Here is a 17,879-nt window from a genome sequence, read left to right on the forward strand (position 1 = left end):
CGCCGATCTCGCATTGGAGAGTCCAATCTCACTCCCGTAGTCTGGCTGCGTACGTGTCCAAAGTGACGGGAGATACAAATGCGACGCACAACTGTGGCGACGATCGGGGCGATTGCGGCAGTGGGAGCGTTCGGCGTAGGAGCAGGCACCGCCTCCGCCGCACCCGCGGAACGACCCCTCAGCGTGGAGCAGGTCCCCAACGCCGGAGTCACCGTCGGCGCCAACGGCATCACGGGCGGTTTCGTGGCGAGCATCCTCGCCTCGGCCACCGAACCCGGGGTCACGCAGATCACGCTCAACACGACGCCCACCGAGTCCTGCGCCACCAACCTGAAGGATGCGCGCGTCGGGATCACCTGGAAGAACACCTCGACCGGGGCGTCCGGCGACGAGGTCTTCGCCGCATGTGCGGACGGACGTCCGTCCGACGGGGTCGCCGTTGCGACCGGAGCGGGATCGGTCGAGTTCACCACGACGATCCTCGGCCAGGGCGACCAGACCTTCACGGTCGTCCCGGGCAGCGGATCGTTCACGCGCTGACGCCGAGCCGACCACAACCTACTCTTCGCTGAGGTGCGGGACGTCCACGACGGACCGACAGACGTCAACTCGACCCCCAGACCTCGATCGAAGTCTGCCGGTCGAGTTGACGTCTGCCTGTTGCCCAGCCCACGCCCTCCGGCACACGCAGTAGACAATCTCGCAAATCTGTATACACGTGCGGTGAACACGTTCTAGATTTGCCGCATGGCCGAGACAGTCACCCAGCTCCTGCAGGCACGCGCCGACGACGACAACCTCGCGATCACCTACGAGGGTCGGCAATGGACGTGGCGCGAGTACATTCGCGACGCCGAACGCGCCGCGTCGGCGATTCTCGGCATCGCCGACACCGAGCGTCCGCTACATGTGGGCGTGCTGCTCGGGAACACGCCGGACATGCTGATCGCCCTGGCCGCCGGCGCGCTGGGCGGTTACGTGACGGCGGGGATCAACAACACTCGCCGCGGTGAGGGTCTGGCGGCCGACATCGTGCGCGCGGACTGTCAGATCCTGCTCACCGACGCCGAGCACCGCCCTCTCCTCGATGGCTTGGAGCTACCCAGCGTGACGGTGCTGGACACCTCTACTCCGCAGTGGGCCGAGATGCTCTCCGGCGCCGCGGAGTTGACCCCGCATTCGGTACCCGGGGCGATGGACACGTTCATGCTGATCTTCACCTCGGGGACCAGTGGAAACCCCAAGCCGGTCCAGTTCGCGCACATGATGATGCCGTTCGCGGGTCCGGTGCTCGCCGACAAATACGACATCGGCCCCGGCGACGTCTGCTACCTGTCGATGCCCCTGTTCCACAGTGCCGCGCTCATGGGGGGTTACTGCGTCGCACTGTGCGGCGGTGCCGCGATCGCGCCCGCCAAGTTCTCCGCCTCGACCTTCCTGGCCGACATCCGCCGCTACAACGCGACGTACATGAACTACGTGGGCAAACCGCTCGCCTACATCCTGGCCACCGAGGAGAGGCCCGACGACGCCGACAATCCGCTCCGGGTGGCGTTCGGCAACGAGGCCACCGACCGCGACATCGACGATTTCTCGCGCCGGTTCGGTTGCACCGTCTGGGACGGCTTCGGTTCCACCGAGCTGGCGATCATCATCACCCGTGAGCCCGGCACGCCGCACGGTTCGATCGGCAAGGGTTTCCCGAACGTCGCCGTGTACAACTCGTCGACACTGACCGAATGCCCGCGTGCCGAATTCGACTCCAGCGGAGCGCTTATCAATGCCGACGACGCGATCGGCGAGCTGGTGAACATCGAGGGCGGCGGGATGTTCATGGGCTACTACAACGATTCCGACGCCACCAGCGAGCGTCTCCGCCACGGGATGTACTGGTCGGGCGACCTCGCGTACAAGGACGCCGACGACTGGATCTACCTCGCCGGCCGGACCGGCGACTGGATGCGCGTCGACGGCGAGAACCTCGCCGCCGGACCGATCGAACGGGTGCTGTTGCGCGTTCCCGAGATCAATCGCGTTGCCGTGTATGCCGTTCCGGACGACCACGTCGGCGATGCGGTGATGGCCGCCGTTGTCCTGCAGGACGGCGTCGAGCTGACCCCGGAGTCCTTCGCCGAACAGCTTGCCGCACAGGCCGACCTGTCGCCGAAAGCGTGGCCGACGTATGTCCGGATCGAGGACGACCTGCCCACGACCGCAACGAACAAGATCCTCAAGCGCACCCTGAAATCCGAGGGAGCCGTCCCCGGCACGGGCACACTCTGGGTGCGCGAGCCGCGGTCCCGCGTGTATCGACAAGCCGTCGCCGCACAGGCATGACCTCGACCGCGGCCACCATACCGACACCGGAATCCGTCCCTCAGCAAACGCTTCCGGAGATCGGCTACTACGCACTCTCGCGCCATCCGGTCGATCCCGCCGAACTCGCCGACGAAGCGGGGCTCGCCGACCGCGCGGGCTTCGGTGCCGCCTTCGTCTCCGAGCGGTTCAACGTGAAGGACGCGGCCGTACTCGCGGGCGGTCTCGCGGCGGCGAGTCGCCGGATGGGCGTCGCCACGGCCGCGACCAACCACAACACCCGTCACCCCATCATCACCGCGTCCATGGCCGCCACGTTGTCGACCATGACGGGTGGTCGCTTCGCGCTCGGCCTAGGTCGTGGATTCGCCGCACAGTGGCAGGTTCTCGGGGTTCCCGATGTCACGAGCGCCCAGCTCACCGACGCCGCCTCGGTGTTGCGCACCCTTTGGCGCGGCGAGATGATCCTGGGCCACGACGGCCCGCTCGGCACCTACGACTACCTCAACCTCGGTGTCGCGGTTCCACCGGTCCCCATCCTGCTCGTGACGATGTCGCCCAACACCTTACGTCTTGCCGGGCGCATCGCCGACGGTGTCGTCCTGCACACGTTCTTCTCCGACGAGGCCACCATCGCCGCGGTCGAGACCGTCCGGGCGGCGGCCGCCGAGGCCGGTCGGGACCCCGCTTCGGTGCGCATCTGGTCGGTACTGGCCACCGTGCCCGACCATCTCGATGATGACGACCGGTTGCGACGTCTGTACGGCCGGCTCGCGACCTATCTCCAGGGGTATCCGGACGTCCTGATGCGTGCCAACGGATGGCGTGGGGATGATCTCGAACGAATCAGAGACAGTCCGGCTTTCGCCGGCGCCCGCGGACCCATCGACGCCACCGCCACGGCCGACGAACTGGCCCGGCTCGCCGAGGTCATCCCGGCGTCGTGGGTCGCCGACAGCGCGGTCGGCAGTGCCGAACAGTGCGCGGCCGCCGTGGCGCGCCAGTTCGACCTGGGAGTCGACTCGGTCATCATGCACGGCGCCGCGCCGTCGGAACTGTTGTCGGTGCTGACGGCGTACCGGTCGATACGACCCGCCTTGCCGGCTCTGCCAGTGAACCCGGGTTCGGTTGCGGGACCACCGGTTCAGTGACCGTCAGTCGGGCACGCCGGGTGGCACCGAGTTCAGCAACGCGCCCGCCTCGACCCGGAGCTGTTGACCGGTCACGTACCGGGCAGCATCGGACACCAGGTAGAGGACCGCCTCGGTGACATCCTCCGGCGCGAGCAGGTCCACCGGCATCGCGTGCAACGACGCGAAGACGTCCTTGACGTCGTCGTAGACCGGCTTCTCGAGATCGGGTCGGAACAGCCGGTAGATCTCGTCGTGATGCACCATCGCGGTGTCGACGTTGCCGGGATGAATCGCGTTGACGCGAATACCTTTCGGCGCCAGGTGCCGGGCGAGGTCGTTGACGAGTCGCGCCACCGCTCGTTTCGAGTGGCCGTAACCGCCTGCACCCGGCCCGGCCTGCGCGGACTCGAACGACGGCATGAACGCGGCCATCGAACCGATGCAGACGATCGATGCACCCGCTTCGAGGTGCGGCAGAGACAACTCGAGGGTGTTGATCACCCCACCGAGATTCACCGACACCGTGTTCAGCCAGGTGACCGAGGGACTCTCGGGCCCGAGCGGGCTGATACCGGCGTTGGCCACGACGATGTCGAGTCTGCCGAACTGCGCCACCGCGTCGTCGATCGCGGCCTGCAGGGCGTCCCGGCTGCGGACGTCGGCGATCTTCGCGATCACCCAACTGTCCGTCGCGTCGACCATCTTCGCGGTCTGCTGCAGGTCGTCCGGCGTGCTCATGGCGTAATTGACCGTCGTGATCTGATCGCAGATGTCGATGGCGATGATGTCGGCGCCCTGCTCGGCCATCCGCACGGCGTGGCTGCGCCCCTGACCCCGTGCCGCGCCCGTCACGAGTGCGACCTTCCCGTCGAGTCTGGTACTCACTCGCGCTCTCCTCGTCCCGGCGGCCACGAGTCCGGACGCCGCGTCTCCGCGCAGCCTAGCCGACGGCCATCCTTCGTGTGGCGGAATGGATTTGCTGTTCGCAAGGTCGCCCGGCGTGGCCGGCCTGCACAGCTGCACACCGCCGCGCCGGTTCCCTGGACACCAGTCCAATTCCTCGGTAGTGTCCGATCAGCGGCCTGGGTGAGCCCGGTCACATCGGCCCGGCCCGCGCAGCTCGATCGAAAGGGCGTGCCCGTGCCGGACACCGTCGGAATCCCGACTTGCATAGACGAACTCACCCCGACGTGGTTGACCTCATTCCTCCGCTCTCACGGTCACGACGTCAGCGTAGAGTCGGTCAGTGCCGAACCGGTGGGAACCGGGCAGATGGCGGGTTCCTATCGCCTCCACCTCGGGCACGACAGCCCAGCGACGTTGCCCGACACCATGATCGCGAAGCTCGCGACCGGCTCACCGGACCAGCGCGAGTTCGGATCGGGGGTGTTCCGCAACGAGGTGCGCTTCTACCGCGACCTCGCCGGGTCGTTCACGGTGCCGATGCCAGACTGCTTCGCCGCGACCATCTCCGACCGCGGCACCGAGTTCGTACTCCTGCTGGAGGACATGGGCGCGGCCGTGCAGGGCGATCAGATCGCCGGCTGCACACCCGCGCAGGCCGAGGCGGTAGCCGTGGCGACTGCCGGTCTGCACGCTCCCCGGTGGAACGATACGACCCTGCTGGCCGAGATGCCGTTGCCCACCGACGCCGACCGGGAAGTGATGGAGTCGATCCTCGCTCCGATGGCCGAGGTCTATCGCGAGCGCTTCTCCCCTATCGGTCCGTCATCGGCAGCGGTCGATTGGCTCGTCCGTGAGGCCGGCCAGTGGCTGGTCGCCCCGCTGGACAATGCCACCCTGATCCACGGCGACCTCCGGGTCGACAACGTCCTGTTCGGCCCGTCCGGTGAGGTCACGGTGATCGACTGGCAGACCATCACCACCGGTAACCCGCTGCGCGACATCGCCTTCCTGCTGAGTACCAGTCTGACCACCGCCGACCGGCGCCGGCACGAGCGCGGCATCGTCGCCTCGTACCATCGGGCGCTGGTCACCGCGGGCGTCGGCGACTACACGCTCGACGACTGCTGGGACGACTACGTCGGCAACCTGATCCAGGCACCGCTGATCATCGTGTTCGGCTCCGCTGCTGCACAACCCACCGAGCGCGGCAATGCGATGTTCGATGCGATGCTGTCCCGCAGCGCAGCCGCGATCGACGATCTCGCACCCGGAGGGCTGTGAACCGTGCCGTCACTGGTCATCGGGGGCAACGGGTTTCTCGGTTCTCATCTCGTTCGGCAGCTCGTGGACGCGGGCGCGGAGGTGCGGGTGTTCACCCGGCCCACGAGTGACCTCCGGACCCTGGCCGGTCTCGGCGTCGATCACGTGACGGGCGATCTCTTCGACGCCGACGCCGTCGCGCGGGCGATGACCGGTTGCGACGTGGTGTTCCACTGCGCGGTCGACACGCGCGCGTGGTTGCGCGATCCGGCACCGCTGTACCGGACGAACGTCGAGGCCCTGCGTTCGGTGCTCGACGTCGCAGCCCGGATGCCACTGCGGAAGTTCGTGTTCACCAGCACCGCGGCGACCATCGGGCGGGTGAACGGCCGTCGGGCGACGGAGGACGATGTGTTCAACTGGGCCGCGCGGGCTCCCGCCTATGTGCGCAGTCGCGTGGCCGCCGAGGACCTGGTGCTGCGTCGAGCGCAGGACGACGCGGTACCCGCCCTCGCGATGTGCGTCGCCAACACCTACGGACCCGGCGACTGGCAACCAACTCCCCACGGCGCATTCGTTGCCGGTGCGGCGCTGGGCAAGTTACCGTTCACCGTCCGCGGCTGTCGCGCCGAGTCGGTCGGCATCGACGACGCCGCGCAGGCGCTGCTCCTCGCGGCGGACCGCGGCGAGGTCGGCGAACGCTACATCGTCTCCGAGCGGTCCATCGACACCGGTGAGATCGTGGCCATCGCCGCCGCGACCGCCGGTCGTCAGCCCCCGCGCGTCGTTCTCAACCGCGCTGCGCTGTACACCTTCGGGGCGGTGGGTTCCGCCCGAGCGACGCTGACGCGCAAGCCGGTGCAGTTGACGATCCCCTCGGTCCGGTTGATGCACTTCATGTCCGAGATGGACCACGGCAAGGCCGAACGCGACCTCGGATGGCATCCACGCCCGGTGACCGAGGCCATCGCCGACGGTGCCCGCTTCTGGCTCGAACGACGCGCCGTCCGCCGCGCTGGTTGAGCCGACACAACCACCTCGCTGGTTGAGCCGGCACCGAGCGAAGCCGCCGGGCCGAGCAAGCGACGAAGGAGCGCGTCGAGGTCGAGGCGCCGAGTCGAAGCCACTTGATGACCTCGACGAGCTCGGTCAGCGGGCGAGTCAACCCGCCCTGCTCCCCAATCCCCAAGAACCGCAAAAGCACTGGTCCCTGAGGTGCGACGAGCGCAAGCCGCCGGGCCGAGCAAGCGACGTAGGAGCGCGTCGAGGTCGACGAGCCACGAAGGGCCTGGTGGGGCACCTTGCGAGCCCTTCGTGGCTCGCTTCGCTCGCACCTCAGGGAGCAGTGATTTGGCCGCTTCGCTCGCACCTCAGCTCAGGGAGCAAGAATTTGACCACTCACGCTCGTGGGCGGGTCCTCTCGGTTCAGGGAGCCGCCGGCCCGGCCAGGATGCCGGCGAGTTCGTCAAGGCTGTAGGGCGAGGTGCCCTTGTGGTCGCGGTAAGCGACGAAACTCGCCTGCTGCGACTCGAACCGGCCGATGAATCCACCGGCAGCGCTGAAGATCTCGCCGGTGATGTGCTCGGCCGCGTCACTGGCCAGGAACACGTACAGCGGGGCGACGTACTCGGGCGGGGCGGGATCGAGCGCCGCGTCGCGCGTGGGGTCGTCGAGGATTCCGCGACGATGGAGTCCTTCGATGTGGGCGACGTAGTCGTCGCCGGAGGACAACCTCGACTTCGCTCCCGGCATCACCACGTTGACGCGTACGTGATGATCCCGGAGGTCCGCGGCCGCGGCGAGGGCGAGTGCGTTGACGCCGCCCTTCGCCGCGGGATAGCCGCTGCCACCGAACATTCCGAGCGAGGCCGCCGAACCCGTGAGCACGACCGACCCCGATCCTTGTTCGACGAACACCCTCCCCGCGGCCTGTAGGAGATGGAAGGCGCTCATCAGGTGGGCGTCGATCTGCTCGCGGAACTCGTCGGAAGCGATCGTCAGCACCGTCGAACCGGGAGGTTCGGCGATGCCGGCGCAGTTGATGGCGATGTCGAGGGCACCGAACTCCGCCAGCGCCGCCTCGACCATCGCCTGCGCCACTCCGTCGTCACCCGCGGACCCGCGAACGCCCACGGCATATCCGCCGCCGCCGCGGATCTCGGCGACGGTGTCGTCGACGGCCTGTCCGTCGCGACCGTTGACGACGACCGAGACTCCCTGTCCGGCCAGCGCATACGAGACGGCCAGTCCGATACCGCGGGTCGCGCCTGCGACAACGGCGACCCGGCCCCCCAGTCCCGCGCCGCCAGGTGACCAACCGCCGCCCGACGTCACGCCGAGCTGCCCACCGGCGTGATCGGGATCGACCGCCCGCGGTCGACGAATTCGAAACTCGCGCCCCCGCTGAAGCGTGCGACGGCCACCTCACCGTACTCCTTCTGCGGCGTGTCCGCCTTGGTGATCCGGACGACGAGATCGCCGTCGGCCTCGGTCGCGTCCGCGACGACGAGATACGGATCGACGGCGGTCGCCGCCGCCTGCAACGGTTCGACGTGGTCGACATCGAGTATCGACGTCCAACCGCCGTCGGTCATCGCATAGGACTCCCGGGGGATTCGGACGGTGACCGTGTCCCCGTCGGCCTCTGCGGTGAGTCCCGTGTACTGGGTCGGACCGAAACACGGATGCAGTGCCAGTACCTGGGCGAGACCTGCGGCGTCGGCGGACAGATCGAGCGCGACGCGAATCCGGTCGGCAGCGAGTCCGGCGATGCCGATCAGCTGCTTGCGGAAGATCTCGGTGGTCTGCGCCTCGCTCTCGGCATACCTGCGCAGGCTGACGAGGAAGCCCAGCGACAGCAACTGGTGTTGCAGCGCAACCTCTTCGGCGACCCGCACCAGAGCCGACGTCGACCACTCCGCGAACTGCAGATCCTCGACGAGCGGGCCGCGGTAGTCGACCCAGCCGTCGGTCTCCGTGGTGTCGATGGCCGACAGGACGAGTTGACCGGCCCTCGTCTCGAACATGTCGACCGAATCCGGTGGGAGCGGCAGCTCGTCTCGATCCGGTTCGATCGTGACCGTCCACTCACAGTGCGGCGTGCGATCGACCGGTCGACGCGGGGGGCGATGAACCGGACGGATTCGTGCGCGCCGGTTGGTCGCGATCGCCGTCGCATCGAAGGTGGGGTCCTCGATGTCGTGGCACATGGTTGTCACGTAGTCGTCGCCGAGGGGTTCGACGTCGAGCAGCGCGCCGCAGTGATCGAGCACGAACGACCCGTGGTACTCGTCGTCGATGCGGTATCGGAAGTCCATGAACTGGGGTGGCGCACCGATGTCGAGTTGCAGACACTTGAACATGTCCTCGACACCGTCGCCGTCGATACCCAGGGCCGTACGCATGCGATGCGTGTAGACCGGACTCGCGGCCATCCACTCCTCGATGGCGACCTTGCCCATCACGTCCCTGCCGAAGGCGCTGATGAGATGCGCCATGCCGCTGCGGTCGATCATCTGACCCGACAGCAGCAGTTCCGGTACGAGCACGGCGAGCTGATCCTGACTCAGACCTTGGTAGGTCGGGGCTGTGGAAGTCATGTCAGTTCACCAGAACGCGACCGGGGCCTTGCCGAAGTCGTACCAACCCGGCAGATCACCCGGCGCCGACTTCTCCACACGCTTGAGCATCGGCTCACTCATCGCGTTGTTCTTCATCATTTCGATGAAGAGAGCCGAGACGTTGCCGTAGTCGAAGAAGTCACGCTGCCAACGGAACTGGAAGTTTCCTCCGTACTTGAACCAGCTACCCTGGATGCCCTCGAGGGCGTAGTGGCTGCCGTCGTCGCGTGTGCCCTCGTAGATCTGCTTCCACAGTCCGATCATGTCGCCGGTCTGGTCATCGATGACCCACGCCTGGTACGGGTACTCCCACCCCTGCAGACCCTCCATCTCCTGTCCGAGGGCGAGCTCGCGGATCTCCTCGCGGCCGACGGCCATGAAATCCTTGTTGGGGCCGTAGTTCCACCCGTAGGTGGCATCCTCGGTGTAGAAGTCGGCCAGGGGCTTCCAGTCCCCCGCCTTTTCGGCCTCGATGTTGGCGGCGAGCCACCGCTCCTTCATCTCGTCGAGTTCGGCACGGTCAAAAGACATGTGTTTCACCTTTATTCGATCGTTCGGGTATTGCGTGGGCGACGTGGTCGGAGCTCAGTCCTCGATGATCCGAAGGGCCTGAGTCGGGCAGTAGTGCACGCCGGCCTCGACCTCGGCGCGCTGGGATTCGTCGGGGGTCGCGTCGAGGATCTCCACATGATCGGTGTGCGCGGCGAAGACCTCGGGCGCCTCGAGCTCACACATCCCATGTCCCTGGCAGAGGTCCAGGTCCACCTCGACGCGCATCACGCGTCCTGACGCTTGCGGTAAGCGACGCGGCAGGGTTGCTGCAGCTGGACCACCATCTTCGAGTGGTCGTTGCGGTAGCTCTCCGGCGGCTGCAACATCTCGAACTCGTAGTTCTGGAAGAGCACCGAGAAGATGGCCTTCAGTTGCATGATCGCGAATTGCGCACCGACGCAACGGTGACGACCGGCGCCGAAGGGGATCCAGGTCCAGCGATTGACCAGATCCTCCTGCCGCGGTTTGTCGTAACGGTCGGGGTCGAAGGTGTCCGCCTCGGGGAAGTCCTCGGGCAGCCGGTTGGAGATCGCCGGCGAGACGGCGATCGACTGCCCGGCCTTCACCTCGAAGTCCTCGACGTGAAAGTCGTTCTGCACCACGCGCATGAGGATGATGAGCGGCGGGTGCAGCCGCAGCGCTTCTTTGAGCGCGTTCTCGAGCTGTGGCATCTGACGGGTGTGCGCAAAGGTGTATTCCGGGCGCTCGCCGGGCGGGGTCTCGCCGTAGATCTCGTCGAGCTCCTCGTACACGCGTTGCATGTAGTCGGGGTTGCGCAGCAGTTCGATGAGGGTCCACGCGGCGGTGCCCGACGTCGTGTGGTGGCCCGCGAACATCATCGAGATGAACATGCCGGTGATGGTGTTGGCGTCGAAGCCGACCTGGACGAGGACGTCCATCAGGTCGCGATCTTCCTTGTCCTCGGTCGGATTCGCGATCCGTTCGTCCATCACGCCCTGGATGAACTCGACCAGTTCGGCCCGGGCCTCGTCGCGCTTGCGGAAGCTCTCGATGTCGGCGTTGTAGTCAACGTAGGCGATCGGGTCCGTGCCCTTCTCGAGATCGTGGAACAGGTGGGCGATGTGCCCGTTGAGCCGCTCCCGGAACTTCCGCCCGATGAGGCACGACGACGACGTGTAGAGGGTCAGCTCGGCGAAGAAGTCCAGCAGATCGATCTCGCCCTCGTCGCCCCACTCGGCGATGATCCGTTCGACCTCGTTGGGAATGGTCACCGCGTGCTGCTTCATGTGTGCGCCCTTGAGCGCCGAGTTGTGGATCGCCTTGGATCGTTCCTCGGGACTGGTGTCGAACACGACGCCCTCGCCGAAGACCGGTGTCATGAAAGGGTAGGCGGCGGCCTGGTCGAGGTCCTCCTCGGGGGCGCGGAAGAATTCCTCGTTCGCGGCCGATCCGGAGACGAGAACAACCTCACGGTCGGCGAGTTGGAACATGCCGACGTCCCCGCATTCCTCCCGCACGCGCCAGAACAGTGCGAGCGGATCGGTGGCGAGTTCGTCGAGATGTCCGTGTTCGCCCTCGCCACCCGAGACGCGATTCGGTTGTTTCAGGCCTGATTCGGTGATGGCGGTCATCCATCCGTCCCCTTCTCCTGTGCTGCCTGTCGTTTCTTGTCGCTGACTGCGCCTTCGGCCTCCAACTCGACCGACCGCATGTGCGCACCGCGCGGCATGGTCACCATGGCGGCGACGGCCTGCGCGATGTGTTCGGGCGAGAGGAAGTTGCCATGACGGGCCAGACCGTGTGTGATCCAGTCGTTCAGCATGTTCTCGGTCGTCTTCGGGTCGAGGTTCATCCCCATGCCGGTGAGTGTCTGCCCGGGCCGCACGACTCCCGCACGGACACCGGTTCCCTCGAGCTCGAGCTGAATGGTCGCCACCAGCCCATCGATGCCGGACTTGGCTGCGACGTACGCCGACGACCAGGGCCGCGGATGTATCGCCACATCGGAGCCGATGAACACGAAATCTCCTCGGGCGCGGTCGATCATGCCGGCGATCACGGCGCGGTAGATGCGGTAGGCGCCGGTGAGATGGATGTTGATCTGATCCGCGAAATGGTCGGTACCGGTCTCATAGGATAGTCCGACTGCGAGATCGCCCGCACCGGCGACGACGATCTCCAACGGCCCGAGAGCAGCTTCGGCCTTCGCCACGCAGTCGAGCACGGATTGCTCGTCGGTGACGTCAAGCGGAACTGCGACGGCCTCGCCACCGGCAGCGGTGATCTTGTCGGCGAGTTCCTGCAACTTCTCCACCCGGCGGGCGGCGAGCGCGACGGGATGGCCGGCAGCGGAGAGAAATTCGGCGGTGGCGGCGCCGATGCCCGACGACGCGCCCGCGACGAGGACCGGTCGGCGCTCGGGATGAGGACGGAAAGCCATCAGCGCACCGTCACCTTCACCGGGAGCTCGGCGAAGCCGCGCACGTTCACCGAGTGGACCCGTACCGCCTTGTCGGCATCGACCTCCACTGCCCGGATCGACTTGATCACCTCGGTCAGGCCGATGTTGGCCTCGAGGCGCGCGAGGTGCGCCCCGAGGCAGAAGTGGGCGCCCAGGCCGAAACTCATCAGGGACTGGGCGCAGTCGCGGCCGATCTCGTACCGGTCGGCGTCGGCGCCGAACACCTCGACGTCGCGGTTCGCCGAACCGACGAGCAGGAGTACGCGCTCGCCCGCCGGGATCACGAAGTCGCCATAAGGGGCATCCTCGATCACCCGCCGCACGACGATCTGCGTCGAGTTGTCGTAGCGCAGCGTCTCCTCGGTCCAGTCCGGGACGACGACTTCCGGGTCGGCGAAGACCTTGGCGAGCTCGTCCGGATTGCGCCAGCCCCAATACAGGGCGTTGGCAAGCAGTTTGGTGGTGGTCTCGTTGCCCGCCACCACCATCAGAACCATGAACCCGACGATCTCGTCCTCGGTGAGCTTCGTCTTCTCACCGGTCTCGTCGTCGTCGATCTCGGCCGCGATGAGGGCCGAGACCAGATCCTCGCCGGGGTTCTTGCGACGGTCGGCGATGAGCTCCGAATAGTACTTGTGCAGTTCGATGTACGCGTACACCGCCGCCTCGGGAAGGTCGAGGTCGCCGTCCTCGCGATGCAACAGCAGGTCGGACTGGTGGCGCAGCCGGGTGCGATCGGCTTCGGGCACTCCCAGCAGTTCGGACACGACGTCCATCGGGAGCAAGGCGGCGAAGTCGTGCACGAAGTCGAACTCGCCCTTGTCGAGACATCTGCTCCAATGCTGATGGGTGAGGGCGGTGATCCTGCCGGTGAGTTCGTTGACGCGGCGAGGCGTGAAGCCCTTGGAGACCAGTTTGCGGATACGCATGTGCTTGGGGTCGTCCATGGCGAGGAACGACATCGACTTGTGCGCGTCGGGACCGTACGCCGACGGGTCCATCGACACGCCCCAGCTGTTCGAGAGTCGTTGTGTGTCACGGAATGCGGCACGGACGTCGGCGTGTCCGGCGAGCGCCCAGAAGTTCATCCCGCCGTGGTAGTAGACCGGCGCCTCCGCGCGGAGACGGGAATAGGTCGGGTAGGGATCCTCGTGGAAATCATAGGCATACGGGTCGAAGGGGAGCTCGTGCTCCATCCCCGACACCGCCGTCGTTTCGGTCATCACTTCTCCATCAGTAGATGTGCGGCTGCGACAAGACGTTCGGAGGTCTGCTCGTAGGTCATGTGCCCCATACCGGCATAGACCAGGCCGCCGGAGTAGATCATCTCCAGGGCGTCGAGCAGCGGGCCCGGGTTTTCCGGGTCCTCTTCGAGGGCGGCGGCGAGACGACGCCGGATGAATGCGCCGATCCGCACGCGCAGGTGTTCGACGTCGGGGTCACTGCCCAGCAGGGCCACCGTGACCGCACCACCCAGCTGCCCCTCGCCGGCCACGACCAGCGCGACCTCGCGGAGCACCTGCGCGACGCGCTCACTCCGCGGTGCACCGGGATCCGGTTCGAGCACCCCGGCCGAGAGGCGACGCCAGAACACCTCGGCGACGAGGTGACTCTTCGACGAGAAGTAGGTGTAGGCGGTAGCCGGCGCGACCCCGGCGATCTTGGCCACCGACCGCACGGTCAGACCGTCGAAACCCTCGGCGTTCAGCACGTCGACCGCGGCATCGGTGAGACGTGTGACCGTCTCCGCCTGCTGCTGGGTCAGCCTGCGACGAGTGGATTCCTGAGACACGGGGCTGGACATGTGAGCCACGCTACACTAGGTTTGAACGCGAGTCCAGACACCTGTCCAGATGGAGTTCCAGCTCATGCCTCTTCGCCCCGAATCCGCGTCGGATCTGTTGATCGACGGCAAGCTCACCCCCGGGAGCGGTGGCGTCTTCGACGTCGTCAATCCCGCGACCGAGGAGGTCATCGGGCAGGCGGCCGACGCCACCGCGGCCGACATGGATGCCGCCATCGCCGCCGCTCGCACCGCCTTCGACACCACCGACTGGTCGCGCGATCACGCCTTCCGCGCTCGCTGCCTGCGTCAACTGCGCGACGCACTGCTCGCCCACGGCGACGAGTTCCGAGAGCTCACCATCGCCGAGGTCGGGTGCCCGTCGTTCCTCACCCACGGCCCGCAGTTCGAGGGACCCGTCACCGATCTCGGCTACTTCGCCGACCTCGCCGAGAGCTATGAGTGGACTCGCGACCTCGGCACCGCGAAACCCATGGGACTGAAGAACCAACGTGAGCTGCGCTCGGAGGCGGTCGGCGTCGTCGGCGCGATCACCCCGTGGAACTTCCCGCACCAGATCAATTTCGCCAAGATCGGACCCGCCCTCGCCGCCGGGTGCACGGTGGTGCTCAAGCCCGCGCCCGACACCCCGTGGTGTGCGGCGCTCGTCGGCAAGGTGGTCGCCGAGGAGACGGACTTCCCGCCGGGCGTCCTCAACATCGTCACCTCGACCGACCATCAGCTCGGCGCCCAGCTCAGCACCGACCCTCGCGTCGACCTGGTCTCGTTCACCGGCTCCACCGCGACGGGCAAGAAGGTGATGGCGGCCGCCTCCGAGTCGCTGAAGAAGGTGTTCCTGGAGCTGGGCGGCAAGTCGGCCTTCATCGTCCTCGACGACGCCGACATCGGATCCGCCTGCGCCATGGCCGCGTTCAACGTCGTCACCCATGCCGGCCAGGGGTGCGCGATCACGACGCGTCTCGTGGTTCCGCGCGGCAGCCTCGATGAGGCGATCACCGCCACCCGCGACGCGATGGCGGGCCTGCCCGCCGGGGACCCGACCGACGGCGGCACCATCTGCGGACCGGTCATCTCGGCCCGGCAGCGCCAGCGCATCGAGTCCTACATCGAACTCGCCACCAACGAGGGCGGCACGATCGAGATCGGCGGCGGCCGTCCCGCCGACAAGCCCGCCGGCTTCTTCGTCGAACCGACCCTGATCTCGGGTCTGGACAACTCGGCGCGGGTGGCGCAGGAGGAGATCTTCGGCCCGGTGCTCGTGATCATCCCCCACGACGGCGACGACGACGCGATCCGCATCGCCAACGACTCGCCGTACGGGTTGTCGGGCATGGTCTACGGGACCGACGAGGACCGGATCGACAAGGTCGTCAACGGAGTTCGCACCGGGACGATGGGCGTCAACGGCGGCATCTGGTATTCCGCCGACGTCCCGTTCGGCGGTTTCAAACAGTCGGGCATCGGCCGCGAGATGGGTGTCGCCGGTTTCGAGGAGTACCTGGAGACCAAGGCCGTCGCCCGCCCGGCGTGACCCTTCGAGGCTCGTCGACCTCGACGCGCTCCTTCGTCGCTTGCTCGGCCCGGCGGCTATCGCTCCTCGCACCTCAGGGAGCAGAGAACGCCCCCTGAGGAGGCCCGGAGCTTGCGGAGGGCCGTCACCCACCCCGCCCCCTGCGGAGGCCCGGAGCTTGCGGAGGGCCGTCACCCACCCCGCCCCCTGAGGAGGCCCGGAGCTTGCGGAGGGCCGTCACCCACCCCGCCCCCTGAGGAGGCCCGGAGCTTGCGGAGGGCCGTCACGAAGGGTCCACCCGAACGAAGACCACCCGAAGCCCACACGACACCACACAGAAAGCAGGACAATGAGTTCCAAGCGTTTCGAGAACAAGACCATCATCGTCACCGGCGCCGCCGGCGGGATCGGCGAGGCCTATGCGCGTGCCCTCGCCGCGGAGGGCGCGAACGTCGTGGTCGCCGACCTCGCCGACGAGAAGGGCAAGCAGGTCGCGGCCGACATCGGCGGACTGTACGTCAGCACCGATGTCGCGGAAGAGGATTCGGCGAAGGCGCTCGCCGCCGCCACCGTCGACGCCTACGGTTCGATCGACGGTCTGGTGAACAACGCCGCGATCTACGGCGGGATGAAACTCGACTTCCTCATCACGGTGCCCTGGGACTATTACAAGAAGTTCATGAGCGTGAACCTCGATGGTGCACTCAACGTGACCCGGGCGGTCTACCCGCACATGACCAACGGCGGCGGCGCCATCGTCAACCAGTCCTCGACCGCCGCATGGCTGTACAGCGGCTTCTACGGGCTGGCCAAGGTCGGCGTCAACGGGCTGACCCAGCAGCTCGCCACCGAGCTCGGCGGGCAGAACATCCGTGTCAACGCGATCGCCCCGGGACCCATCGACACCGAGGCGACCCGGAGCACGACGCCCAAGGAGATGGTCGCCGACATCGTGGACCGGCTGCCGCTGAAGCGTTTCGGCACTCCCGAGGATCTCGTCGGAATGTGCCTGTTCCTGCTGTCCGACGAAGCCGGGTGGATCACCGGGCAGATCTTCAACGTCGACGGCGGCCAGGTCATCCGCTCATGAGCGAGTCGTCCCCCATCCGTCTGGGGTATGTCGGACTCGGCAACATCGGTGGGCCGATGGCCGGGAGCCTCGCCGCCTGGGCGGGTGGGCTGACGGTGTTCGACCTGTCGTCCGACGCCGTCGCGAAGGTCGTGGAGAAGGGCGCCACCGCTGCGGAATCGCTCGCCGATCTCGCCGCGTCGGCCGACATCATCGGCATCTGCGTGCTCGACGACGCGCAGGTCCGAACCGTGGTCGCGGGTCCGGACGGCCTGCTGTCGGCAGCTCGCCCGGGCACCGTCATCACCGTCCACTCGACCATCGCGCCGGAGACCGCCGTCGAACTGGCGGATCTGTGCGCGGCGCGCGAGGTGACACTGCTCGACGCACCGATCTCCGGTGGTGCGATGGGCGCGGCGTCGGGCCGCCTCGCGATCATGGTCGGTGGACCGCGGGACGCGTACGAGAAGCTGAAGGAACCGTTCGCGCTGACCGCCGACATGCTGGTCCACGCGGGGCCCGAGGTCGGCGCGGGTACCCGGATGAAGCTGGCGCGCAACCTCCTCCACTTCATCTCGTTCACCGCGACCACCGAGGCCGCGCGACTGGCCGAGGCCGCCGGCATCGACATCACCAAGCTCGGCAAGGTGGTCCGGCACTCCGACGCCGTGACCGGTGGGGCCGGGGCGATCATGTTGCGCGACACCACCGCTCCCGTCGAGCGCGACGATCCCTGGTACGGAATCCTCGCCGGCGTCCGTACCCTGGGCGAGAAGGACCTGACGCTCGCACTCGCACTCGGTGAGGAACTCGGCGTCGACCTGCCCCTCGGGCAGCTCGCGTTGCGGAACCTGGCCACCGGGCTCGGTGTCCCCCACCTCGAAGGAGAACCAGCATGACCCGTTCCAACATCTCCGACGACACACCCGACGAGGCACGCAAGCGCGGCCTCGCCAAGATGTCAGAGGTCTACGGCTGGGAGGTGAGCGACGGCCCGGGCGACTACTTCGCACACACCGCCGACCAGGTGTTCGGCAATGTGTGGGCGCGAGACGGTCTGTCCAACCGTGATCGTCGGCTGCTCCTGCTCGGCGCGCTCGCCGCGAGCAACAACATCGACGTCGCCGAGATCCAGGCCGGTGCCGCACTCGGGAACGGAGAGCTCACCCCAGAGCAGCTCGAGGAGATCAGCCTCTTCCTCTGCTACTACGTAGGCTGGCCGCAGGGCACCAAGATGCACTTCATGTTCGGTGAGGTGATCAAGCAGCACCGGAAGAAGAAGTGAGT

The 17,879-nt window shown here is 67.1% G+C and carries 18 protein-coding genes; 9 read left to right on the forward strand and 9 right to left on the reverse strand.

All coding sequences use genetic code 11. The annotated features are described in order from the left end of the window. Positions 1–78 precede the first annotated feature (78 nt). The 3 genes from GR168_RS18055 to GR168_RS18065 all read left to right on the forward strand — a co-directional run bounded on the left by GR168_RS18055 (position 79) and on the right by GR168_RS18065 (position 3,467). The gene (locus GR168_RS18055; protein WP_159371365.1) at positions 79–540 is read left to right on the forward strand and encodes a hypothetical protein; all 462 of its coding nucleotides are present in this window, start codon (positions 79–81) and stop codon (positions 538–540) included. 207 nt (positions 541–747) lie between these two features. Continuing rightward, entirely contained in the window at positions 748–2,337 is a 1,590-nt protein-coding gene (fadD1, locus tag GR168_RS18060; protein ID WP_159371366.1) for a fatty-acid--CoA ligase FadD1, read from the forward strand. After that, positions 2,334–3,467 carry a TIGR03857 family LLM class F420-dependent oxidoreductase gene (locus tag GR168_RS18065; RefSeq protein ID WP_068971219.1) on the forward strand — a complete coding sequence of 378 codons (1,134 nt, stop codon included), beginning with the start codon at positions 2,334–2,336 and terminating at the stop codon, positions 3,465–3,467. The genes fadD1 and GR168_RS18065 overlap by 4 nt, the downstream gene beginning before the upstream one ends. A 3-nt stretch (positions 3,468–3,470) precedes the next feature. Here the strand turns inward: GR168_RS18065 and GR168_RS18070 are convergent, their stop codons facing one another. Then, entirely contained in the window at positions 3,471–4,334 is an 864-nt protein-coding gene (locus GR168_RS18070) for a mycofactocin-coupled SDR family oxidoreductase (RefSeq protein ID WP_159371367.1), read from the reverse strand. Positions 4,335–4,589: 255 nt separating this feature from the next. On the opposite strand from GR168_RS18070, the gene GR168_RS18075 reads away from it, so the two are divergent. Together GR168_RS18075 and GR168_RS18080 are read left to right on the forward strand one after the other, a co-directional pair. Then, the gene (locus tag GR168_RS18075) at positions 4,590–5,636 is read left to right on the forward strand and encodes a phosphotransferase (RefSeq protein WP_159371368.1); all 1,047 of its coding nucleotides are present in this window, start codon (positions 4,590–4,592) and stop codon (positions 5,634–5,636) included. Positions 5,637–5,639: 3 nt separating this feature from the next. Next, positions 5,640–6,638, forward strand: a complete 999-nt coding sequence (locus GR168_RS18080) for an NAD-dependent epimerase/dehydratase family protein (RefSeq protein ID WP_159371369.1) — start codon at positions 5,640–5,642, stop codon at positions 6,636–6,638. 402 nt (positions 6,639–7,040) lie between these two features. Here the strand turns inward: GR168_RS18080 and GR168_RS18085 are convergent, their stop codons facing one another. From GR168_RS18085 to GR168_RS18120, 8 genes are read right to left on the reverse strand one after another with little or no spacing between them, the layout of a single operon-like run. Continuing rightward, positions 7,041–7,949, reverse strand: coding sequence for an SDR family oxidoreductase (locus GR168_RS18085; protein ID WP_078114116.1), 909 nt, complete (start codon positions 7,947–7,949; stop codon positions 7,041–7,043). Beyond that, positions 7,946–9,214, reverse strand: coding sequence for a hypothetical protein (locus GR168_RS18090; RefSeq protein ID WP_058252395.1), 1,269 nt, complete (start codon positions 9,212–9,214; stop codon positions 7,946–7,948). The genes GR168_RS18085 and GR168_RS18090 overlap by 4 nt, the downstream gene beginning before the upstream one ends. 6 nt (positions 9,215–9,220) lie before the next feature. After that, positions 9,221–9,766, reverse strand: coding sequence for a hypothetical protein (locus tag GR168_RS18095; RefSeq protein ID WP_058252396.1), 546 nt, complete (start codon positions 9,764–9,766; stop codon positions 9,221–9,223). A 54-nt stretch (positions 9,767–9,820) separates the two neighbouring features. After that, a complete protein-coding gene (locus GR168_RS18100) occupies positions 9,821–10,012 on the reverse strand; it encodes a ferredoxin (RefSeq protein WP_058252397.1) in 192 nt (63 codons plus the stop codon). Continuing rightward, the gene (locus tag GR168_RS18105) at positions 10,012–11,379 is read right to left on the reverse strand and encodes a cytochrome P450 (RefSeq protein ID WP_159371370.1); all 1,368 of its coding nucleotides are present in this window, start codon (positions 11,377–11,379) and stop codon (positions 10,012–10,014) included. The genes GR168_RS18100 and GR168_RS18105 overlap by 1 nt, the downstream gene beginning before the upstream one ends. After that, positions 11,376–12,188, reverse strand: a complete 813-nt coding sequence (locus tag GR168_RS18110; protein WP_159371371.1) for an SDR family oxidoreductase — start codon at positions 12,186–12,188, stop codon at positions 11,376–11,378. Before GR168_RS18110 ends, GR168_RS18105 begins: the two co-directional genes overlap by 4 nt. Then, complete coding sequence (locus GR168_RS18115) at positions 12,188–13,432, reverse strand: cytochrome P450 (RefSeq protein WP_159371372.1); 1,245 nt, start codon at positions 13,430–13,432, stop codon at positions 12,188–12,190. Before GR168_RS18115 ends, GR168_RS18110 begins: the two co-directional genes overlap by 1 nt. Next, positions 13,432–14,013, reverse strand: a complete 582-nt coding sequence (locus GR168_RS18120) for a TetR/AcrR family transcriptional regulator (RefSeq protein ID WP_033206302.1) — start codon at positions 14,011–14,013, stop codon at positions 13,432–13,434. The genes GR168_RS18115 and GR168_RS18120 overlap by 1 nt, the downstream gene beginning before the upstream one ends. A 64-nt stretch (positions 14,014–14,077) precedes the next feature. Here GR168_RS18120 and GR168_RS18125 point away from each other — a divergent pair, with 64 nt between their 5' ends. The 4 genes from GR168_RS18125 to GR168_RS18140 all read left to right on the forward strand — a co-directional run bounded on the left by GR168_RS18125 (position 14,078) and on the right by GR168_RS18140 (position 17,877). Further along, a complete protein-coding gene (locus GR168_RS18125) occupies positions 14,078–15,544 on the forward strand; it encodes an aldehyde dehydrogenase (protein ID WP_159371373.1) in 1,467 nt (488 codons plus the stop codon). Positions 15,545–15,872: 328 nt separating this feature from the next. Continuing rightward, complete coding sequence (locus GR168_RS18130; protein ID WP_058252401.1) at positions 15,873–16,613, forward strand: SDR family oxidoreductase; 741 nt, start codon at positions 15,873–15,875, stop codon at positions 16,611–16,613. After that, the gene (locus GR168_RS18135; RefSeq protein WP_058252402.1) at positions 16,610–17,491 is read left to right on the forward strand and encodes an NAD(P)-dependent oxidoreductase; all 882 of its coding nucleotides are present in this window, start codon (positions 16,610–16,612) and stop codon (positions 17,489–17,491) included. The genes GR168_RS18130 and GR168_RS18135 overlap by 4 nt, the downstream gene beginning before the upstream one ends. Beyond that, entirely contained in the window at positions 17,488–17,877 is a 390-nt protein-coding gene (locus GR168_RS18140; protein ID WP_058252403.1) for a carboxymuconolactone decarboxylase family protein, read from the forward strand. Before GR168_RS18135 ends, GR168_RS18140 begins: the two co-directional genes overlap by 4 nt. The last annotated feature ends 2 nt before the right edge of the window (positions 17,878–17,879 follow it).

Source organism: Gordonia sp. JH63, from assembly GCF_009856645.1.
GTDB classification, from domain to species: Bacteria; Actinomycetota; Actinomycetes; order Mycobacteriales; family Mycobacteriaceae; genus Gordonia; species Gordonia hongkongensis.

Coding starts and splice junctions, on each gene's coding strand:
- GR168_RS18055 (WP_159371365.1), top strand. CDS start 79: ATGCGACGCACAACTGTGGCGACGATCGGGGCGATTGCGGCAGTGGGA.
- fadD1 (WP_159371366.1), top strand. CDS start 748: ATGGCCGAGACAGTCACCCAGCTCCTGCAGGCACGCGCCGACGACGAC.
- GR168_RS18065 (WP_068971219.1), top strand. CDS start 2,334: ATGACCTCGACCGCGGCCACCATACCGACACCGGAATCCGTCCCTCAG.
- GR168_RS18090 (WP_058252395.1), bottom strand. CDS start 9,214: ATGACTTCCACAGCCCCGACCTACCAAGGTCTGAGTCAGGATCAGCTC.
- GR168_RS18095 (WP_058252396.1), bottom strand. CDS start 9,766: ATGTCTTTTGACCGTGCCGAACTCGACGAGATGAAGGAGCGGTGGCTC.
- GR168_RS18100 (WP_058252397.1), bottom strand. CDS start 10,012: ATGCGCGTCGAGGTGGACCTGGACCTCTGCCAGGGACATGGGATGTGT.
- GR168_RS18105 (WP_159371370.1), bottom strand. CDS start 11,379: ATGACCGCCATCACCGAATCAGGCCTGAAACAACCGAATCGCGTCTCG.
- GR168_RS18110 (WP_159371371.1), bottom strand. CDS start 12,188: ATGGCTTTCCGTCCTCATCCCGAGCGCCGACCGGTCCTCGTCGCGGGC.
- GR168_RS18115 (WP_159371372.1), bottom strand. CDS start 13,432: ATGACCGAAACGACGGCGGTGTCGGGGATGGAGCACGAGCTCCCCTTC.
- GR168_RS18120 (WP_033206302.1), bottom strand. CDS start 14,013: ATGTCCAGCCCCGTGTCTCAGGAATCCACTCGTCGCAGGCTGACCCAG.
- GR168_RS18125 (WP_159371373.1), top strand. CDS start 14,078: ATGCCTCTTCGCCCCGAATCCGCGTCGGATCTGTTGATCGACGGCAAG.
- GR168_RS18130 (WP_058252401.1), top strand. CDS start 15,873: ATGAGTTCCAAGCGTTTCGAGAACAAGACCATCATCGTCACCGGCGCC.
- GR168_RS18135 (WP_058252402.1), top strand. CDS start 16,610: ATGAGCGAGTCGTCCCCCATCCGTCTGGGGTATGTCGGACTCGGCAAC.
- GR168_RS18140 (WP_058252403.1), top strand. CDS start 17,488: ATGACCCGTTCCAACATCTCCGACGACACACCCGACGAGGCACGCAAG.